15 protein-coding genes are annotated in these 18539 nt (G+C 74.4%); 8 read left to right on the forward strand and 7 right to left on the reverse strand.

The window, feature by feature from the left end; genetic code table 11:
• Together ABGB16_RS15060 and ABGB16_RS15065 are read right to left on the reverse strand one after the other, a co-directional pair.
• Window positions 1-607 (reverse strand): DUF4129 domain-containing protein (locus tag ABGB16_RS15060; protein ID WP_347668662.1); only part of this gene is annotated, 607 nt, incomplete at its 3' end.
• Window positions 604-1455 (reverse strand): hypothetical protein, encoded by an 852-nt coding sequence (locus ABGB16_RS15065; protein WP_347668663.1) that lies wholly within the window; start codon window positions 1453-1455, stop codon window positions 604-606. The genes ABGB16_RS15065 and ABGB16_RS15060, both read right to left, overlap by 4 nt.
• Window positions 1456-1791: 336 nt before the next feature.
• On the opposite strand from ABGB16_RS15065, the gene mtrA reads away from it, so the two are divergent.
• The 5 genes from mtrA (at window position 1792) to raiA (ending at window position 7675) form a co-directional block, all read left to right on the forward strand.
• Window positions 1792-2481, forward strand: coding sequence for an MtrAB system response regulator MtrA (mtrA, locus tag ABGB16_RS15070; RefSeq protein WP_347668664.1), 690 nt, complete (start codon window positions 1792-1794; stop codon window positions 2479-2481).
• A gap of 123 nt (window positions 2482-2604) precedes the next feature.
• Window positions 2605-4251 (forward strand): MtrAB system histidine kinase MtrB, encoded by a 1647-nt coding sequence (gene mtrB, locus ABGB16_RS15075; protein WP_347668735.1) that lies wholly within the window; start codon window positions 2605-2607, stop codon window positions 4249-4251.
• Window positions 4248-6053: an LpqB family beta-propeller domain-containing protein gene (locus ABGB16_RS15080; RefSeq protein ID WP_347668665.1), complete on the forward strand. Its 1806-nt coding sequence runs from the start codon at window positions 4248-4250 to the stop codon at window positions 6051-6053. Before mtrB ends, ABGB16_RS15080 begins: the two co-directional genes overlap by 4 nt.
• Window positions 6054-6061: 8 nt before the next feature.
• The gene (locus ABGB16_RS15085; RefSeq protein WP_347668666.1) at window positions 6062-6784 is read left to right on the forward strand and encodes a ComF family protein; all 723 of its coding nucleotides are present in this window, start codon (window positions 6062-6064) and stop codon (window positions 6782-6784) included.
• A 255-nt stretch (window positions 6785-7039) separates the two neighbouring features.
• Window positions 7040-7675 (forward strand): ribosome-associated translation inhibitor RaiA, encoded by a 636-nt coding sequence (gene raiA / locus ABGB16_RS15090; RefSeq protein ID WP_347668667.1) that lies wholly within the window; start codon window positions 7040-7042, stop codon window positions 7673-7675.
• A gap of 33 nt (window positions 7676-7708) precedes the next feature.
• Here raiA and ABGB16_RS15095 read toward each other — a convergent pair whose 3' ends face one another.
• Both ABGB16_RS15095 and ABGB16_RS15100 read right to left on the reverse strand, forming a co-directional pair.
• Complete coding sequence (locus tag ABGB16_RS15095; RefSeq protein ID WP_347668668.1) at window positions 7709-8827, reverse strand: GNAT family N-acetyltransferase; 1119 nt, start codon at window positions 8825-8827, stop codon at window positions 7709-7711.
• Window positions 8824-9987: a GNAT family N-acetyltransferase gene (locus ABGB16_RS15100; RefSeq protein WP_347668669.1), complete on the reverse strand. Its 1164-nt coding sequence runs from the start codon at window positions 9985-9987 to the stop codon at window positions 8824-8826. The genes ABGB16_RS15095 and ABGB16_RS15100 overlap by 4 nt, the downstream gene beginning before the upstream one ends.
• Before the next feature lie 162 nt (window positions 9988-10149).
• Between ABGB16_RS15100 and secA the strand changes: the two genes are divergently transcribed.
• A complete protein-coding gene (secA, locus tag ABGB16_RS15105) occupies window positions 10150-13068 on the forward strand; it encodes a preprotein translocase subunit SecA (protein WP_347668670.1) in 2919 nt (972 codons plus the stop codon).
• A 171-nt stretch (window positions 13069-13239) separates the two neighbouring features.
• On the opposite strand, the gene ABGB16_RS15110 is transcribed toward secA, so the two are convergent.
• Together ABGB16_RS15110 and ABGB16_RS15115 are read right to left on the reverse strand one after the other, a co-directional pair.
• Window positions 13240-13839 (reverse strand): Rv3235 family protein, encoded by a 600-nt coding sequence (locus tag ABGB16_RS15110; protein ID WP_347668671.1) that lies wholly within the window; start codon window positions 13837-13839, stop codon window positions 13240-13242.
• A 99-nt stretch (window positions 13840-13938) separates the two neighbouring features.
• Complete coding sequence (locus tag ABGB16_RS15115; RefSeq protein WP_145775344.1) at window positions 13939-14166, reverse strand: helix-turn-helix domain-containing protein; 228 nt, start codon at window positions 14164-14166, stop codon at window positions 13939-13941.
• A 206-nt stretch (window positions 14167-14372) separates the two neighbouring features.
• Here ABGB16_RS15115 and ABGB16_RS15120 point away from each other — a divergent pair, with 206 nt between their 5' ends.
• Window positions 14373-14873 (forward strand): hypothetical protein, encoded by a 501-nt coding sequence (locus ABGB16_RS15120; protein WP_347668672.1) that lies wholly within the window; start codon window positions 14373-14375, stop codon window positions 14871-14873.
• 118 nt (window positions 14874-14991) lie between these two features.
• Here the strand turns inward: ABGB16_RS15120 and ABGB16_RS15125 are convergent, their stop codons facing one another.
• Entirely contained in the window at window positions 14992-16113 is a 1122-nt protein-coding gene (locus tag ABGB16_RS15125) for a hypothetical protein (protein ID WP_347668673.1), read from the reverse strand.
• 732 nt (window positions 16114-16845) lie between these two features.
• Between ABGB16_RS15125 and pruA the strand changes: the two genes are divergently transcribed.
• Window positions 16846-18474 (forward strand): L-glutamate gamma-semialdehyde dehydrogenase, encoded by a 1629-nt coding sequence (gene pruA, locus ABGB16_RS15130; RefSeq protein WP_347668674.1) that lies wholly within the window; start codon window positions 16846-16848, stop codon window positions 18472-18474.
• Window positions 18475-18539 lie beyond the last annotated feature (65 nt).

Here is an 18539-nt window from a genome sequence, read left to right on the forward strand (position 1 = left end):
GCGGAGGGGTGGGGGTGGGGGGCAGGGTTAGGGCGTGGTGCAGGGCCTCGGCGAGTTCCCGCATGCGAGCGTCGTGGGCGGGCGAGGCGGGGCGGTGGGCGTACCAGATCTCGGAGAAGATCGCGGCGGCGCCGGTGAGCGGCGGGCCGACCGGGGGCCGGCCGGCCGTGGCCGCGGCGGTCAGCTCCGCGACCGTCATCCCCGGGCGCTGCTCCACCACCCGCTCGGCCACCAGCTCGCCGATCATGCCCCGCAGCCGCTCCCGGACCGCCTCGGCGTAGCGGCCCTGCGCCGCCAGCCGATCGGCGAGGGGGCCCGCATCGGCCGGCGGGGCGGGACCGGTCGGGGTGGATTCCGGCCCGGCGAGGGCCGGCCCGCCCCGCCGACGTCGCCGGGGCCACCGAGGGCGGGGGAGCCTCAGCCGGGCCAGGCGCGGCCGACGCAGGCGGGGCAGCCGGGGCAGGCGGCGGGGCACCCAGGCCGGGAAGTGGTACCAGCCGAGCGCGACCAGCCCCGCCGCCAGCAGCAGGAGCAGCGTGGCCAGCGGCAGCGGCACGAGGTCGCCGAGCGCCGCGACCGCCTCGGTCCACCACCGGCTGGCGCTCACCGGTCGGCCGCCAGCAGCGCCGGCTCGGTGCGGCCCGCCGGAGCCCGGGAGAGCCGGATGTCCAGCCCCTCCGTCCGCATTCGACCCTCCAGGTGCAGCACCGCGTCGAGGCAGGCCAGCGCCGGGTAGGCGACGGCGTTCACGGCGCCCCAGAGGATGCCGGCGACCGGCGCGGCCCAGGCCGGGTCGGACAGGTCGAGTACGCCCAGGGCGCGTAGCCCGTAGAAGCCGCCGAGCGCCAGCCCGACCCGGACGATCCACCAGGCCAGGTATCCGAGCAGCCGGACGGCGGCGGCCCGGCAACCGGCGCGCAGCGCGAGCGCGGCCGCGCGCAGCGGCGCCCGGGGCGCGGTGACCCGGTCGACGACCAGTGCCGAGGCGACCGAGCCCAGCAGCGCCCAGCCGACCAGCCAGCCCGGCCCGAGCAGGGCAAGGACCACCATCGCCGCGCCGGCCAGCAGGGCGAGCGCGACGGTCGCCCCGTACCGGGCCCCGGCGGGCCGGAGCAGCTCACCGGGGCGGGCGGCACGCCCGAGCAGGGCGGCCCCGGCGGCCCGGGCGGCCGGGTTGCCGAGCAGCAGGACGATCATCGCCTCGGTCGCCGCGCCCACGGCCAGCAGCAGCCAGTACGGGGCGAGTTGCTCGAGCTGGAACGCGAACCCGGGCGGCCGGGCCCCGGCGGCGATCCGTAGCGGATACAGCAGCAGCTGCTCGGCCGCGGCCAGGACGACGCCGGCCGGGATCAACACCCGGGCGTGCTGCCGCAGCAGCAGGACGGCGGAGTCGAGCACCTCCCCGACCGTGAGCGGACGGCTCGGGAGCACGGCTGTCGGGCCGACGTCTGGCACGCGTACTCCTGGAGGACGGCTGGCGGTGGCCGCCGGCTCGCGGCACCCGCACCGATCATGGTGACACGGCCGGTGCGCGGCGGTGGACCCGCACACCGGCCGGCGGTCGGCGGCGGCGGGCCCGGCGGTTTCCGGCCGCGGAGCCGCGATCAGTCCGCCACCCCCGTGTGCACCACCGCCCGGCACGGGTCGCGTCGCGGCACGCGGTGGACGTACGGTGGAGGGCCATCCGGCACTACCGTCACCGGGTGAGGCCCAGCCCGGCCGACCGGACCCCGGCCCGTCCCGGGCGACGCCGATCCCACCGAATCGAACGGGGATGGAAATATTAATCCCATGAGAGCCCGGGTACTGGTGGTCGACGACGACCCCGCCCTCGCCGAGATGCTCGGCATCGTCCTGCGCAGCGAGGGTTTCCTGCCCTCGTTCGTCGCCGACGGGGAACGCGCCCTGGCCGCGTTCCGCGAGAACCGGCCCGACATCGTCCTGCTGGACCTGATGCTGCCCGGGATGAGCGGCATCGACGCGGCGCGGGCGATCCGGGCCGAGTCCGGCGTGCCGATCGTCATGCTGACCGCGAAGAGCGACACGGTCGACGTGGTCCTCGGGCTGGAGTCGGGCGCGGACGACTACGTGGTGAAGCCGTTCAAGCCCAAGGAGCTGGTGGCCCGGATGCGCGCCCGGCTGCGCCGGGGCGAGGACGCGGCCCCGGAGATGCTCACCATCGGGCCGCCCGGCAACCAGATCACGATCGACGTGCCCGCGCACGCCGTGAGCCGCAACGGCGAGGAGGTGAAGCTGACGCCGCTGGAGTTCGACCTGCTGGTCGCCCTCGCCCGCAAGCCGCGTCAGGTCTTCACCCGCGAGGTGCTGCTGGAGCAGGTCTGGGGCTACCGGCACGCCGCCGACACCCGGCTGGTGAACGTGCACGTGCAGCGGCTGCGGGCCAAGATCGAGCCCGATCCGGAGCGACCGGAAATCATCCTCACAGTGCGGGGCGTGGGCTACAAGGCGGGGACCGGATAGCCTGGTCACACCGTGACCACCTCCCCGGCCCCCAGCCCACCGTCCCCGGTCACCCGCCGGCCGCCCGCCGTGCGAAAGCTGTGGCGTGCGCTGGCGGGCCGGGTGGCCGGCCTGGCCGCCGGCATGCGCGCGACCTGGCGCCGCTCGTTGCAGTTGCGGGTGGTGACCATCACGCTGGTCACCTCAAGCCTGCTGGTCGGCGGGTTCGCGTACCTGATCGCCGACAAGATCACCAGCATTCTGCTGGAGAACGCCGAGACCGACGTGCGGCTGCGGCTGAGCAGCGGCAGCGACTACGCCGCCAAGCAGCTCAGCCTCTACAGCCAGCCGCAGGAGGCCCAGCTCCAGGAGACCATCGACGGCACGGTCAACTACCTGGCCGGCGGCGACCCGCAGCAGACCAGCGGCGTGGTGGTGGGGATCATCGCCGACAAGTCGGGCATCATCAAGCCGCGCTTCTCCCCGGACGTCCGGGTCGGGCCGCTGATCAGCCGGGAACTGCGGGCCTCGGTCGCCGCCGGCAACATCGCCAGCCAGATCCGCACGGGCGAGCTGGCAGGCCAGCCGAAGACGAAGTACCTGGTGTACGGCTCGCCGGTGCCGACCCAGTTCGACGGGGGAGTGGAGCTCTACTACCTCGTCCCGCTGACCCGGCAGGACGCCACCGCCCGCGACGCCCGGGCCGCGGTGGTGGCCACCGGGGTCGCCCTCGTGCTCCTGCTCGGCCTGCTCGCCGCCCTGGTCACCCGGCTGGTGGTGAGCCCGGTGCGGGTGGCCGCCCGGACGGCCCAGCGGCTCAGCGCCGGCCTGCTCGACCAGCGGATGGTGGTCAGCGGCGAGGACGACCTGGCCCTGCTGGCCGCCTCGTTCAACCAGATGGCGACGAACCTGCAACGGCAGATCCTCCGGCTGGAGGAGATGTCCCGGCTGCAGCGCCGGTTCACCTCCGACGTCTCGCACGAGCTGCGTACCCCGCTGACCACGGTCCGGATGGCCGCCGATCTGATCTTCGCCGAGCGGGAGGAGTTCGACCCGGCCGTGGCCCGCAGCGCCGAGCTGCTGCAGGCCGAGCTGGACCGCTTCGAGGAACTGCTCACCGACCTGCTGGAGATCAGCCGCTTCGACGCCGGGTTCGCCGTGCTGGACGCCGAGCCGACGGACCTGGTGCCGGTGGTGCACCGGGTCGTCGACAGGCTGGCCGGGCTCGCCGAGCGGATCGGGGTGCCCATCGAGCTGGACGTGCCGGACGCCCCGGTGATCGCCGAGGTGGACCCGCGCCGCGTCGAGCGGGTGCTGCGCAACCTGGTCGGCAACGCCGTCGAGCACGGTGAGGGCAAGCCCGTGCGGATCGCCCTCGGGCAGGACGAGACGGCCGTCGCGATCACCGTCCGGGACCGCGGGGTGGGGCTCAAGCCGGGCGAGGAGAAGCTGGTCTTCAACCGGTTCTGGCGGGCCGACCCGTCGCGGGCGCGGCAGACCGGCGGCACGGGCCTCGGCCTGTCCATCAGCCTGGAGGACGCCCGGCTGCACGGCGGCTGGCTGGAGGCGTGGGGCGCGCCCGGGCAGGGGGCCCAGTTCCGGCTCACCCTGCCGGCCCGCGCCGGCGACCGGCTGACCACGTCCCCGCTGCGGCTGGTTCCCGCCGACGCCACCCTGCCGTTCGGCGGCCCTCGCGCCGGCGGCCTGCTGGCCATCGGCCCCGGCCCCGGCGGCGCCCTCGCCGTCGGGCCCGCGCCCGGCGTCGACGACCGCGCGGAGGTGGGATCGTGAGGCGGTGCCGTGGGCTGGCCGGCGCGCTCGGCGCGGCGCTGCTGCTCGCCGGGCTGGTCGGCTGTGGCATTCCCGAGGAGTCCTCGGTCAGGGTCGGCGGGCAGGTCAACGCCGCCCGGCCGGGCTCGTCGAGCTACCGGCCGGACGAGCCGCCGAGCCGGTTGGCGAGCGGGGACGACCGGGCGGCCTTCGTCAAGAACTTCCTCTCCGCCGCGGCGGGCGAGCCGGACAAGGCCTACTACCGGGTCAAGCAGTTCGTCGCCCCGGAGAGGCGCGACCGGATCCAGGACAAGCAGGCCAGCGAGGTGGCCCTGAACGTGGTGCGGCTGCTGGAGCCGCCGGTCATCACCGACTCCACCGACGGCACCACCGTCACCCTCCGGGTGCAGCAGATCGGCCTGCTGCGCGCCGACGGCACCCTCGTGCCGCCGGTGGCCACCGAGACCGAGTACCAGTTCCGGCTGCGCCTCGCGCAGGAGGAGCGGCCGGAGTCCAGCTACTACGTCACCGACCCGCCGCCCAACGCGCTGCTGCTCAGCGACGAGGCGCTCGCGCGGTACTACAAGACCCACCTCGTCTACTTCTGGAACACCGGCCGCACCCGCCTCGTGCCCGACCAGCGCTACCTACCCTCCACGCTGTCCGACGAACGGCTGGTCACCGAGGTGGTGCGGTGGCTGACGGCCGGGCCGTCCGAGTGGCTGCTGCCGGGGACGAGCCGACTGCCCGACGGCACCCGGTTGATCAACAACGCGACCGAGACGGACGGCCAGTGGGAGGTCAACCTCGACATGCCCGACGCCGACGACCGGCGGGTGGAACAACTCGTGCAGCAGCTGGTCTGGTCCCTGCCGCCGCTGCACGCCGGGCTGGAGCTGAAGATCCGCAACCAGTCCCGGCAGACCGTGCCCGACCTCCGGGCGTACCGGCTGTCGCATGCGGCCTACCCGGTGAAGGACCCGCAGCGGTTCTGCGTCTACGAGGGGGCGGTGCACCGGCTCTCCTTCGCCGGCGAATCGAGCGGCGTGGCGTCCATCGAGCCGCCCATCGCGGCGGCGGCGAACAAGGGCATCGTCTCGGCCGGGTTCAGCCGGTCCCCGGGCGGCGTGCTCGCTGCCCTGGTCACCGCCGGCGCCGACCAGCGGCGCCGGCTGGTGATCGGCGGTCAGGCGCAGGCCCCGCACAGCATCGACGCGTACGCCTCGATGGGCCGCCCGGTCTGGCTGCGCTCGGCCGACCCGCAGCGGCCGCAGGGGCTGGTGGTCGCCGACGGCCGGCTCTACCGGTTCGACGCGAACGCCCAGCTTCGCGCCGTGCCGCTCACGGTGGAGGGGACGGTTTCCGCGGTGGCGGCCTCGCTGGACGGGCACCGGATCGCGGTGATCGTCGGCGGTGCCCTGTACGTCGCGGCGGTGAACCTGGACGGCGGGGTGGTCTCCGTGGGCCCGGCCCGCCGCCTGGTCACGTCACTGACCGACCTGTCCGCCGTCGACTGGGGCGGGGAGAACGTGCTGTACCTGGCCGGCGCGGCGGGCCGGCCGGCGGTGTACGAGATCAGCGTGGACGGCGCGCGGCAGACGCCCCTGAAGAAGGACATCGGCGCCCGGGTCACCCATTTGTCGGCGTACCCGCTCAACCCGGTGGCGCCGTTCTCCGGCGGCAACCTGATGTACGAGGCGAACGGCGTGGCGTACCGCAACAATCCGTACGACACGATCAAGCGGGACGAGGTGCTGAACGTGGCCCCGCCGCCGGCCGGGGTCCAGGCCGGCAACCCGACCGCGCCCTTCTTCCTCTACTGAGGCCCGGGGTGCGCGGCGTCGGCGGGCTCTGGGCGGACCTCACCGACCTGGTGCTGCCGGCGGAGTGCGCGGGGTGCCGGGAGCGCCCCGCCACCCGGCACGGGTTCTGCCCCGGCTGCGTGGCGGCCCTGGAGGCGCTGCGGCCCCGGCCGGCCCGCCCGACCCCGGCGCCGCCCGGCCTGCCACCCTGCGTCGCCCTGGGCCCGTACGCCGGGCCGCTGCGGGAGGCGCTGCTGGCGTACAAGGAACGCGGCCGGCACGGGCTGGCGCGTCCGCTGGGCGGGCTGCTCGCCGAGGTGGTGGCCGAGGCGCTGGGGTCGGGCCCGGCGCGCGAGGTGCTGCTGGTCCCGGTGCCCGACACCGCGGCGGCGGCCCGCGCCCGCTACGGCGACCACCTGGGCCGGCTGGCCCGGCACGCGGCGGCGCGGCTGCGGCGGGCCGGCTGGCCCGTACGGGTGGTGCGGCCGCTGCGCGCGCTGCCCCGACCGGACTCGGTCACCCTCGACAGCGCCGGACGGGCCCGGGCCGCGGAGGCCGCGTTCCGCCCCCGGGCCGGGCCCGCCGCCGTCGGGCCCCCGCGTGGGGCTTCCCGGCCGGCGGTCGTCGTGCTCGACGACATCGTCACGACGGGGGTCACCCTCGCCGCCGTGAGCCGGGTGCTGACCGCGAGCGGACTCTCACCCAGCGTCGCCGCGGTGCTCGCCGCGACCGAGAGGCGCCGGAGATTGTGACCCTCCGTGTTCTCATTTCACCCGTAGGTGTATGAGCTGTGAAGAATGAAGAGGCTTTCCGGCGACTTGGGGTGACTGGCGGCCGTGCACGGGTTAGCGTTGCCCTGTCGGGGGTAGGAGGGGCGTTCCCACCCGCCGCCGGCGGTGAGAGGAGGCGTAGCCGTACCAACCGGTCGACGCCTGAACGGGGGGCCTCCCTGCGGGCGAGTCGACCGGATTTCCGGATCGAACGACCGTCCGAACAAGGGAGGTCACGTGGACATCGTGGTCAAGGGCCGCAACGTCGAGGTCCCGGATCATTACCGGGTACACGTAGCCGAGAAGCTCGCGAAGATCGAACGCTACGACCACAAACTTATTCGCGTCGATGTCGAGTTGTTCCACGAGCGCAATCCGCGCCAGTCCGACCATTGCCAGCGGGTCGAGATAACGTGCGTCTCCCGGGGCCCGGTGATCCGGGCCGAGGCGTGCACCAACGATTTCTACAGCGCGCTCGACGCCGCGATCGCCAAGCTGGACACCCGCCTGCGCCGGGCGGCGGACCGCCGCCGGGTCCACCGCGGCCGGCACGCGCCGATCTCCGTCGCCGCGGCCACCGCCGGCCTGCCGGTCGCCGGCCTCGACCAGTTGGCCGGGGCTCTGGCCCAGCCGGGCGGCACGGCCACCGCCGTCGCCGAGCGGGCCGAGGAGGACGAGTACGACGACCAGCCCTGGCACATCGCCCGGGCGAAGGTCCATCCCGCCGAGCCGATGACGGTCGACGACGCGCTGTTCCAGATGGAACTCGTCGGGCACGACTTCTACCTGTTCCACGACAAGGAGTCCGGCCGCCCCAGCGTCGTCTACCGTCGCCACGCCTACGACTACGGCATCATCTCCCTCGAAGCCTGACCCCCTCACCGGCCTCCCCGCTGGCCCACCGGGTCAGCGGGGAGGGTCCGTGGCGAGCAGGCCGTAGAGCACGGTGTCGACGCGCTCGCCCCCGGCGCCGGGCAGCCGGCCGCGCATCAGGCCCTCGCGCCGGAAGCCGGCCTTCTCCAGCACCCGCTGCGAGGCCACGTTCTCCGGTCGGGTGCCGGCCCAGATCCGTGCGATCCCGACCTGGTCGAACGCCCAGCCGGCGACGAGGCGTACCGCCCGGGTGGCGAGGCCTCGGCCCCGCGCGGCGGGCAGCATGCTGTAGCCGATCATGGCCTGCCCGGTGCTCGGCTCGTCGTGGTACAGCGCGCACCCCCCGACCAGTTCCCCGGTCGTCGCGTCCAGGATCGCCAGGTCGGCGCCGCGGCCGGTCAGCCATTGGCTCTCCGTCAGCCGGCAGCGCCGCTCGATGTCGGCGTACGACGGCAGCTCCGGCGGCACCCGGCTGGCGACCACCTCGGGCCGGGTGTGCAGCCGGTGCATCCCCGGCACGTCCTCGGGACCGACCCGGCGCAGGGCCACCACACCGTCGGTGAGCCGACCGCCGGGCAGGTCGGGCAGCGTCCGGGTCGTCGGCCCGGGCGGGTCGCCGGCCAGCCGTACCCAGCAGGTCAGGTCGTGTCGGCCGTCGTCGCGCGTCGTGCCGGCCGCGCGGCGTACCCCCTCGTGGCGGAACCCGGCGGCGAGCGCGACCCGCTGGCTGGGGGCGTTCTCGGCGTGGGTGAGCAGCTCCAGCCGGGCCGCGCCGTGCGCGAAGGCCGCCTCGGCCAGCGCCCGGGTCGCGCCGGTGGCGATTCCGCGCCGGCGCCCCCAGGGGGCGACCCAGTAGCCGATCTCCGCCTGCCCCCGGGCCGGCACCGGGTTGCTCAGGCCGATCGTGCCGAGCAGCCGGTCCGTCGCCGGGTCGGCGATCGCGTACGCGGCCCCGCCGCCGGCCCAGGCCGCCGGGGCGCCCTCGGTGATCCACCATCGGGCGTCGGCCTCGGTGTACGGACTCGGCAGCCCGGCCAGGAACCGCTGGGTGAGCGGGTCGGCGCAGCCCGCCGCCGTGTCCGCCGCGTCGTCGGGGCGGAACGGTCGCAGCCGGACCCCATGGGCCTCGACCAGCCGGGGCGGCGCGATCATGCCAGGTCCCCGGGGAGCAGCGAGGCGACCCAGGCGTCGACCCGGCCGCCGTCCCGGTCGACGAGCGCGCCCCGGGCGACGCCCTCCAGGGTGAAGCCGACCTTCTCGGCCACCCGGCGGGACGCCGTGTTGCCGACGACCGCCCGCCACTCCACGCGGGCCAGGCCGAGGGTGGTGAAGCCCCACGCGGCCAGGGCGGCGGTCGCCGCCGGCATGTAGCCCCGCCCCCGGGCGTGCGGCGCGGTCATGAAGCCGACCGAGCCCTGCGCCGGGTCGCCGGCCGAAATCCGCAGGTCGACCGAGCCGACGTAGCGGTCGTCGGCGTCGGCGATCGCGAAGTACGCCCCGGTGCCCCGCGCCCAGGCCGCCTCGGCGAAGTCGCGCTTGAACCCCTCGGCGTGCGCCCGCTCGTACGGGGCCGGGACGGTGGTCCACGCGATCGTGTGCGGGTCCCGGCAGGTCCGGACGATCGCGTCCAGGTCGCGCTCCTCCATCGGCCGCAGCCGCAGCTCCGCGCCCCGGACGGTGGCGAACAGGGTGGGCTGGGGGCGGCCGAAGACGGCCGTCCGGCGGGCCTCGACGCTGCCGGCCGGGCCGGGATCGGCTGGGCCGGGCAGTTCGTCGGGGAACAGCGAGCCGATCCAGCCCTCCCGGCGGCCTCCCGGCGCGGGGCAGGCCAGCCGCAGCTCACCCTCCACCCGGAACCCGCTGCGGAGGGCGACCAGCCGGGACGCGTGGTTGCCGATCTCGGCCTGCCAGATCAGCCGGCGCAGCTTGAGCGCGTCGAACGCCCACCGGGCGACCGCCCGGGTGGCCCGGACGGCGACGCCCCGGCCCCGGGCCCACGGCGCCACCCAGTAGCCGACCTCGCCGGTGTCGGTGGCCCCGTCCAGCGACACGAGGCCGCAGGAGGCGAGCAGTTCGCCGGTGCCGGCGTCGCAGACGGCGAACGGGGCGCCGGTGCCGTCCCGCCAGGCCGCCCGGCTGATGTCGGTGACGAAGGCTTGGGCGTGTTCGGGCAGGTACGGCCGGGGTACGGTGGTCCAGCGCTGGACGTCCGGGTCCTGACACGCGCGGTGCACGGCGTCCGCGTCCGCCTCCCGCCAGGGGCGCAGCAGCAGGCCTTCCTCGGTGATCTCCACGGGCTCCACCTGACCCATCGTGCCGGATCGTTCGCGCTGGGCGTAACCGGATATTCGCCGCCGGTCGCCCGCGCCCCGAGTGTTATGTCGGGTTCGACCGGTCAGACCGCCGCCACCAGTGACCATCACGCCGACAGAGCGCCTACGATGGTTCGAGACTGTCTAGGGGAGCGTTGATCCGTGTCGATTCTGGAAAAGGTCCTCCGCGCCGGCGAGGGCCGCATGGTGCGCCGGCTCAAGGCCATCGCGGCCGCCGTCAACTCGATCGAGGACGACTACGTCAACCTCACCGACGCCGAGCTGCGCGAGATGACCGTGCAGTTCAGGGAGCGGCTGGCCGACGGCGAGACCCTCGACGACCTGCTGCCCGAGGCGTTCGCGGTGTGCCGGGAGGCGGCCGCCCGGGTGCTGGGGCAGCGCCCGTACGACGTCCAGGTGATGGGCGGCGCGGCGCTGCACTTCGGCAACATCGCGGAGATGAAGACTGGTGAGGGCAAGACCCTGACCTCGGTCATGCCGGTCTATCTCAACGCGCTGTCCGGCAAGGGCGTGCACGTGGTGACGGTCAACGACTACCTGGCCCAGCGCGACGCCGCCTGGATGGGCCGGGTGCACGAGTTCCTCGGCCTCACCGTCGGCGTCGTCCTGCCGAACCGGCCGGCCAGCGAGCACCGCGCCGCGTACGAGTGCGACATCACCTACGGCACCAACAACGAGTTCGGCTTCGACTACCTGCGCGACAACATGGCCTGGTCGAGGGACGAGCTCGTCCAGCGCGGGCACAACTTCGCGGTGGTCGACGAGGTCGACTCCATCCTGATCGACGAGGCCCGCACGCCGCTGATCATCTCCGGCCCGGCCGAGCACTCCGCCCGCTGGTACCAGGAGTTCGCCACGGTGGTGGCCCGGCTCCAGCCCGGCAAGGACGGCGAGGGCGACTACGAGGTCGACTACGCCAAGCGCACCATCGCCGTGACCGAGCGGGGCGTCGCCAAGGTCGAGGACCGGCTCGGCATCGACAACCTCTACGAGTCGGTGAACACCCCCCTCGTCGGTTACCTCAACAACGCGATCAAGGCCAAGGAGCTCTACAAGCGCGACAAGGACTACATCGTCAACGAGGGCGAGGTCCTGATCGTCGACGAGTTCACCGGCCGCATCCTGCACGGCCGCCGCTACAACGAGGGCATGCACCAGGCGATCGAGGCCAAGGAGGGGGTGGAGATCAAGCAGGAGAACCAGACCCTGGCCACCATCACCCTCCAGAACTACTTCCGCCTCTACGACAAGCTCTCCGGCATGACCGGTACCGCCCAGACCGAGGCGGGCGAGTTCAACAAGGTCTACAAGGTCGGCGTGGTGACCATCCCGACCCACCGGCCGATGGTCCGGCAGGACCGGCCGGACGTCATCTACAAGACCGAGAAGGCCAAGTTCAACGCCGTGGTCGAGGACATCGCCGAGCGGCACGAGCAGGGTCAGCCCGTGCTGGTCGGCACGGTCTCGGTGGAGAATTCCGAGATCATCTCCCAGCTGCTGCGCCGCCGGGGCATCCCGCACTCCGTGCTGAACGCCAAGTTCCACGCCAAGGAGGCGGAGATCGTCGCCCAGGCCGGGCGCAAGGGCGCGGTCACCGTGGCCACCAACATGGCCGGCCGGGGCACCGACATCCTGCTCGGCGGCAACGCCGAGTTCCTCGCCGCCAGCGAGCTGCGCCAGCGCGGCCTCGACCCGGTCGAGCAGGCGGAGGAGTACGCCAAGGCGATGGAGGAGGTCCTGCCCAAGTGGAAGCAGGCCTGCGACACCGAGGCGGAGGAGGTCGCCGCCGCCGGCGGGCTCTACGTGCTGGGCACCGAGCGGCACGAGTCCCGGCGGATCGACAACCAGCTGCGCGGCCGGGCCGGCCGGCAGGGTGACCCGGGCGAGTCCCGCTTCTACCTCTCCCTCCAGGACGAGCTGATGAAGCGGTTCCGGGCCGGCGCGGTCGAGGCCGTGATGGAGCGCTTCAACATCCCGGAGGACGTGCCCATCGAGTCGAAGATGGTCACCCGCCAGATCAAGAGCGCCCAGGCCCAGATCGAGGGCCAGAACGCCGAGATCCGCAAGAACGTCCTCAAGTACGACGAGGTGCTCAACAAGCAGCGCCAGGTCATCTACGCCGAGCGGCTGCGGGTGCTCAACGGCGAGGACCTCTCCGACCAGGTCCGCAACATGATCGACGACGTGGTCGGGGCGTACGTCACCGGCGCCACCAGCGAGGGGTACGCCGAGGACTGGGACCTCGACCAGCTCTGGGCCAGCCTCAAGCAGCTCTACCCGGTGGGCGTGACGCTGGAGGAGCTGGAGGAGGAGGTCGGCTCCCGGGCCGGCATGGACCAGGACTTCCTGCTCGCCCGCCTCAAGGAGGACGCGCACGCCGCGTACGACCGGCGCGAGGAGCAGCTCGGCGAGGAGGGCGTGCGCCAGCTGGAGCGGATGGTGCTGCTGCAGGTCATCGACCGCAAGTGGCGCGAGCACCTCTACGAGATGGACTACCTCCAGGAGGGCATCAGCCTGCGCGCGTACGCCCAGCGCGACCCGGTGGTGGAGTACCAGCGCGAGGGCTTCGACATGTTCGCCACCATGATGGACGGCATCAAGGAGGAGACGGTCGGCTTCCTCTACAACCTCGAGGTCCAGGTCCAGGAGGCCGAGCCCGAGGCCGAGGAGGTCCAGCTGCTGGAGAAGCCGGTCGAGATCCGGGCCAAGGGCCTCGGTCGCGCCCCGCAGCAACAGGGCCTGCAGTACTCCGCCCCGACCATCGACGGCGAGGCCGGCGCCGGCGCGGTCGGCGTCGAGCGGGCCGACGAGCAGGCGCCCCCGGTGCGGCACGGCCGCCCCGAGAGCACGGCCCGGCCGGCGGCCCCGGCCAAGCCGGACTCGCCCCGCGTCCCCGCCGCGTTCGGCGGCAGCGGCCAGGCCGTCGCGGCCGCCTCCGCCCGTCGGGCGACGCCGGGCCAGGCGGAGACCGCCGGCGGTCCGTCCCGCAACGCGCCCTGCCCCTGCGGCTCCGGCCGCAAGTACAAGCGCTGCCACGGCGCCGCCAACGGCGGCAACTGACCCGGTACGACGCGCGAACGGGCCCTGGCACCTGCGGTGCCGGGGCCCGCTGCCGTGCTGCACCCCCCGCCCGCGCCTTGGTGATCAAGAGCTTTGCGTCAACGCTGGTGCCGCATCGCGACGCAAACCTCTTGGTCACGGTGCGGGAGGGACGGGCGGGGGCGGGAACGGTCAGAGGACCTGCATCGCCGTGCAGAGCCAGCGGCCCCGGCGGTGCTCCAGTCGCAGCGCCATGGCCCAGGTGCGCCCGGTGGCGCCGGCCAGGACCGCGGCCGCCTCCACCGCGGCGGGTCGGGGCTCGCAGACCCGCAGCCGGCGCAGCCGCACCGTCGGGCGGGTCGAGCGGCGGCGCACCGGGCCGGTGCGGGCGGCAGCCCGGGCGAGCTCCTGCACCACGTCCGCCGAGCGGGCCGGCTCGCTCATCGGGCGGATCTGCCCGAGCGGCCGGTACCCGTTGAGGATCTCCAGGCAGGTGGCGACGAACCGCTGGGCGGCCCGGGTGGCCTCCGGGGTGGCGGTGACCAGCGCGGCCGGCGGGAACGACGATCCGCTCCGCCCCGGGCCGCCCGGCGCGGGGCGGGGGCCGTGCGTCCGCCCGGCGGGCCGGGCGGGTGCCCGCCGGTGGGCCTCGAACAGGTCGAGGGCCAGTTGGGCGGCGACCGGGCGGGGCCAGCCGTCGCCCGGTTCCTCCGTGCAGGGCGGGTCGACCGGTGGCGCCGGGCGCAGCCGGACGGCGGGACGGGCCGGCCCGGGACGGCGTGATTCAGCCATCGTTACCCCCGATCCTTGCGTTTGCCTTCGTTTGCTTTCGATAGCGCCGATTCTCGGGCATGGCACTGCCCGGGGTCAATGGCCGTGGGCGATGGGTGGCTACTCGGGGTCGCGGTCGGTCAGCGGGTTGCCCCGGACCCACTCGGCGGTCTCGTCGTACTTGCGCTGGATGTACTCCTCCAGGCGGGCCCGCTCCACCCGCCACTGCCCCCGCCCGCCGATCTTGATCGCGGGCAGCTCGCCGCTGCGCACCATGTGGTAGACCTGCGAGTCCGACACGTTCAGCTCGGCGGCCACGTCGGAGAGCAGCAGGAACCTCGGCTCCACGGAAACCCCCGGGGTTGGCGTCGTTTGCTTCAGTTTGCCACTCACTGCCGACATCGGCGCCGTCCGCGGGGCGGGCCGACGCTCCGGGCTGCCGCGCGGCGACTTCCCGTGCGGCGGGTGCGGGGTGTATGACGGTCACGGCGTACGGCATGATCGGCGCCCGGGCCGGCGCGCGCCGGCCCGGGAGGCGGAGCGGGAGAGACGACGTGACCGACCAGCTTGTCCGGGTGTACGTGCCGGCGATCCTGCCGCTGCTGGCCCGCCTGCGGAACGAGGGCCTGCCCGAGACGGACGCGCACGCGGTCACCCCGTCCCTGCGGGAGTGGTACGTCGAGGGCGACGAGGAGGAGCTGGAGTACGTGGCGTTCACCCGGGCCGCCCAGGACGCCCTGCTCCTGCTCCGGGCCGACCCGGCGGCGCCCCGCCGGCGCGTGGTGGTCTCGGTGGACGTCCCCGCCTCGGCACTGCGGCGCACCGACGACGTGCTGGGCTCCAGCGCCGTCCGGGTGGTGCGCCCGGTGCCGGTGACCGCGGTCGCCGCGCTGCACGTCGACGGCGAGGACGCGGTCGGCGACGTTTCCGCCGCCGCTGCCGTCGCCGCCGAGGCGCTGGCCGGCGACCCGGACGCGCAGTTCACCGTCGACGGCGCCGAGGACCACGAGCTGGAGTGGTACGACGTCACGGAGCTGGAGCAACTGCTGCGCTAGGCGCCCTGGCCGCCGTCACCCGCGATCTTGCACTTACTGCCCGGGCAAACTGGGCAAATCGCCCAGATCGAGGGCCGAAACTGCAAGATCGGCGATGCCCGGGTGATGAGCCGCGCCGTCAGCGGCGCGGCGCTGCCGGGGCCGCCGCCTCGTCGAGGGCCTCTTCGTCGTGGGTCGCCGGGCCGAGGGTGCGGCCGAACGCGACGAGCGCGGTGAGCGCCCCGACGAACAGCACCCAGATGCCGTTGTCGACCCGGGAGGTGCCCAGGGAGGTCTGCGCCACCGCGTCCGCCTCGCTGAGCGCGGCGGCCAGGTCGAGCAGGGACCGTCCGCCGACCCGGATGACGATCTCGGCGAGCAGCAGGAGCAGGCCCGGGCCGGCGCCGGCGAGCAGGTAGCCGGGCCAGCGGGGGGCCGGCGCGGCCTCGTCCCGCCGCCCGGCCCGCCGCCGGGCCCACCTCAGGTAGCCGAAGGCCGTCACCCCGGCGAGCAGGCCGGCGAGCAGGGACTCGGTGCGGGACACCCATTTGGCGGCGCCGACCATCGACTCCTGGGTGTCGCCGGCGCCGAACAGGTCGAACAGGGGGTCCCGGGCGCGGCTGAACGCCACCACGAAGACGAGTGCGGCGAGCGCGGCGGTGACCACCGCCCCAGCCACCCGCGCGTTGCCCGCGCCGGCCGCCGCACCGCCGATGATCGCCGCCGCGGCGGCGGTGCCGGCGATCACGTTCGTGGTCGAGTTGTCGAAGTACGTCAGGTTGATCGCGAGCGCGGCGACCAGCCCGACCAGCAGGCCCGCGCCGACCGCGACGACGAAGCGCGGGGTGACACGGTCCACGCCGCGGCGGGCCAGCAGGTTGGTCACCGCCAGGGCGACCGCCCCGCCGGCGACCAGCGCGGCCGAGATCACCCCGGGCAGCGCGAAGGCGGAGAGGCTCACCGCGGTCACCCCGGCCTCGGCGGAGTGGATCGCGGCCCGGGTGGACCACAGCATCGCGGCCAGCCAGCCCACGGCCAGCGGCGCGAGCACGATCGCCCCGGGGGCCCGCGCCGGCGTGGCGTTCCCGGCCTCGTCGTCCGGCCCCGGCGCGGTGACCCGGTCGTCGAGCTTCGCCTCGGCGGCCGGCGCGGTGGCCTCCTCGGCCGGCCGCGGCTCGGCCGGTACGGTCGCCACCGGCCGGTCCGGCCGGTCCGGCCGGTCCGGCTGCGCGGCGCTGGAGCCGCCGGGCTCGTTGCTCATGGTCTTCCCTTCGACGGGCGCCGGGCCGCACCGGCATGGCCGGGCGGGCGGGCAGGTCACCGGCTATTGAGGGTACGCGGCACGCGGACCCGCCCCCGCCGGCTGCCCCGCCACCCCGCCACCCCGCCAACCCCGCACGCCCGGCCCCTGCCCCCGTCCGCCTCCTGCCCCGACCGGCCCCTCGCCCCCGTCCGGCCCCCGCCCCCGTCCGGCCCCCGCCCCCGTCCGGCCTCCTGCGCCGGGCGCCCGCCCTCGGTGATCAAGAGCTTTCGGTCAGAATCCCGGTCGCGCCCGACGCGAACTTCTTGATCACCGGAGCGGGGCGGGGTCACCGGAGCCGGGCGGGATCACCGGGGCGGGCGGAGTTGGCCGGGCGGCGGAGCGGCCCGAGCGGGTACGTCGATGTCCCGCTCCCTCTGGCACCCGTCGAACCCGAGTCGAGGGTATGGCGGTGTACCGACGGATCGTAGGGTCGGCGGCTGGCGGGCCGACGGTCCGGTGGCACGACGTACCCGAAGTCCGACGGTTCGGCGGGTCCGGCCCGACGGGTCGCACCGTCGGCGGGCGGGCGCGACACCGCCGGGGCGGGGTGGGAGCGGGACCGCCGCATGGGAGAATCGAGCAAGGTCCCGTCGCCGCGACCGGTCCACCCCGCGGCGCGCGGCACAGGCCGCCCGGTCGGTGCCCGCGGGTCCGATTTCGCCACCGCCGTCGAGATCGCCAGGAGCCCTCATGGACGCCGTGTTCTCCGTACCCGAGCCGCGCAACGAGCCGGTCCGCAACTACGAGCCCGGCAGCGCCGACCGGGAGCGGCTCCAGCGGCGGCTGACCGAGTTGGCCGCCGAGCGCATCGACCTGCCGATGACCATCGCCGGCGAGCAGCGGATGGCCGGCGGCGAGTCGATCGACGTGGTGCAGCCGCACAGGCACGCGCACGTGCTCGGCGTCATCGCGCACGCCACCCACGACGACGCCCGGTCCGCGGTCAAGGCCGCCAAGGACGCCGCCCCGATGTGGCGGGCATTGCCCTTCGCCGAGCGGGCCGCGATCTTCCTGCGCGCCGCCGAGCTGCTCTCCGGCCCGTGGCGGGACACCCTCAACGCCGCCACCATGCTGGGCCAGTCGAAGACCGCGATCCAGGCCGAGATCGACTCGGCCTGCGAGCTGATCGACTTTCTCCGGTTCAACGTGCACTTCGCGCGGCGCCTGCTCGAGGAGCAGCCGCTCTCCTCACCCGGGGTGTGGAACCGCTTCGACCACCGCCCGCTGGAGGGCTTCGTCTACGCGATCACCCCGTTCAACTTCACCGCCATCGCCGGCAACCTGCCCTCGGCCCCGGCGCTGCTCGGCAACACCGTGGTCTGGAAGCCGGGCCCGACCCAGCAGTTCGCGGCGCACTTCACCATGCGGCTGTTCGAGGCGGCCGGCCTGCCGCCCGGTGTGATCAACATGGTGACCGGACGCGGCGAGGAGGTCTCCGACGTCGTGCTCGCCGACCCGGACCTCGCCGGCATCCACTTCACCGGCTCGACCAAGGTCTTCCAGCACCTGTGGCGGGCCGTCGGGGAGAACATCCACCGCTACCGGGGCTACCCCCGGCTGGTCGGCGAGACCGGTGGCAAGGACTTCGTGCTCGCGCACTCCAGCGCGGACGTGGACGCGCTGCACACCGCGCTGATCCGGGGCGCGTACGAGTACCAGGGTCAGAAGTGCTCCGCCGCCTCCCGCGCGTACGTCCCCCGGTCGATCTGGGAGGGCGGCCTGCGCGACCGGCTGGCCGCCACCGCCGACTCGCTGACCTACGGCGACGTCACCGACTTCCGCAACTTCGGCGGCGCGGTGATCGACGCCAAGGCGTTCGACCGGCACACCGCGGCGCTGGAGCTGATCAACGGCGACGACGCCTGCACGGTGCTGGCGGGCGGCACCGCCGACGACTCGGTCGGGTGGTTCGTCCGGCCGACCCTGTTCGAGTGCACGGACCCCGCCCACGAGACGTTCACCACCGAGTACTTCGGGCCGATCCTGGGCGTGCACGTCTTCGACGACGCCCGGTTCGACGAGGTCGTCGCGCAGGCCGAGGCCATCGCCCCGTACGCGCTGACCGGGTCGGTCTTCGCCACCGACCGGCGGGTGGTGGACGCCGTGGCCGAGAAGATGCGGTACGCGGCCGGCAACTTCTACGTCAACGACAAGCCGACCGGCGCGGTGGTCGGGCAGCAGCCGTTCGGCGGCGCCCGGGCCAGCGGCACCAACGACAAGGCCGGCTCCTGGCACAACCTGATCCGCTGGACGTCGCCGCGGACCATCAAGGAGACGTTCGTCCCGCCGACCGACCACACGTACCCGCACATGGCCTGACCGGTCTTGAGGCCCCCGCGCACGGCGGCGGGGGCCTCAAGATCACGCCCAGTGCCCGGCCCTCA

This window comes from Micromonospora sp. B11E3 (assembly GCF_039871625.1).
Lineage (GTDB): Bacteria > Actinomycetota > Actinomycetes > Mycobacteriales > Micromonosporaceae > Micromonospora.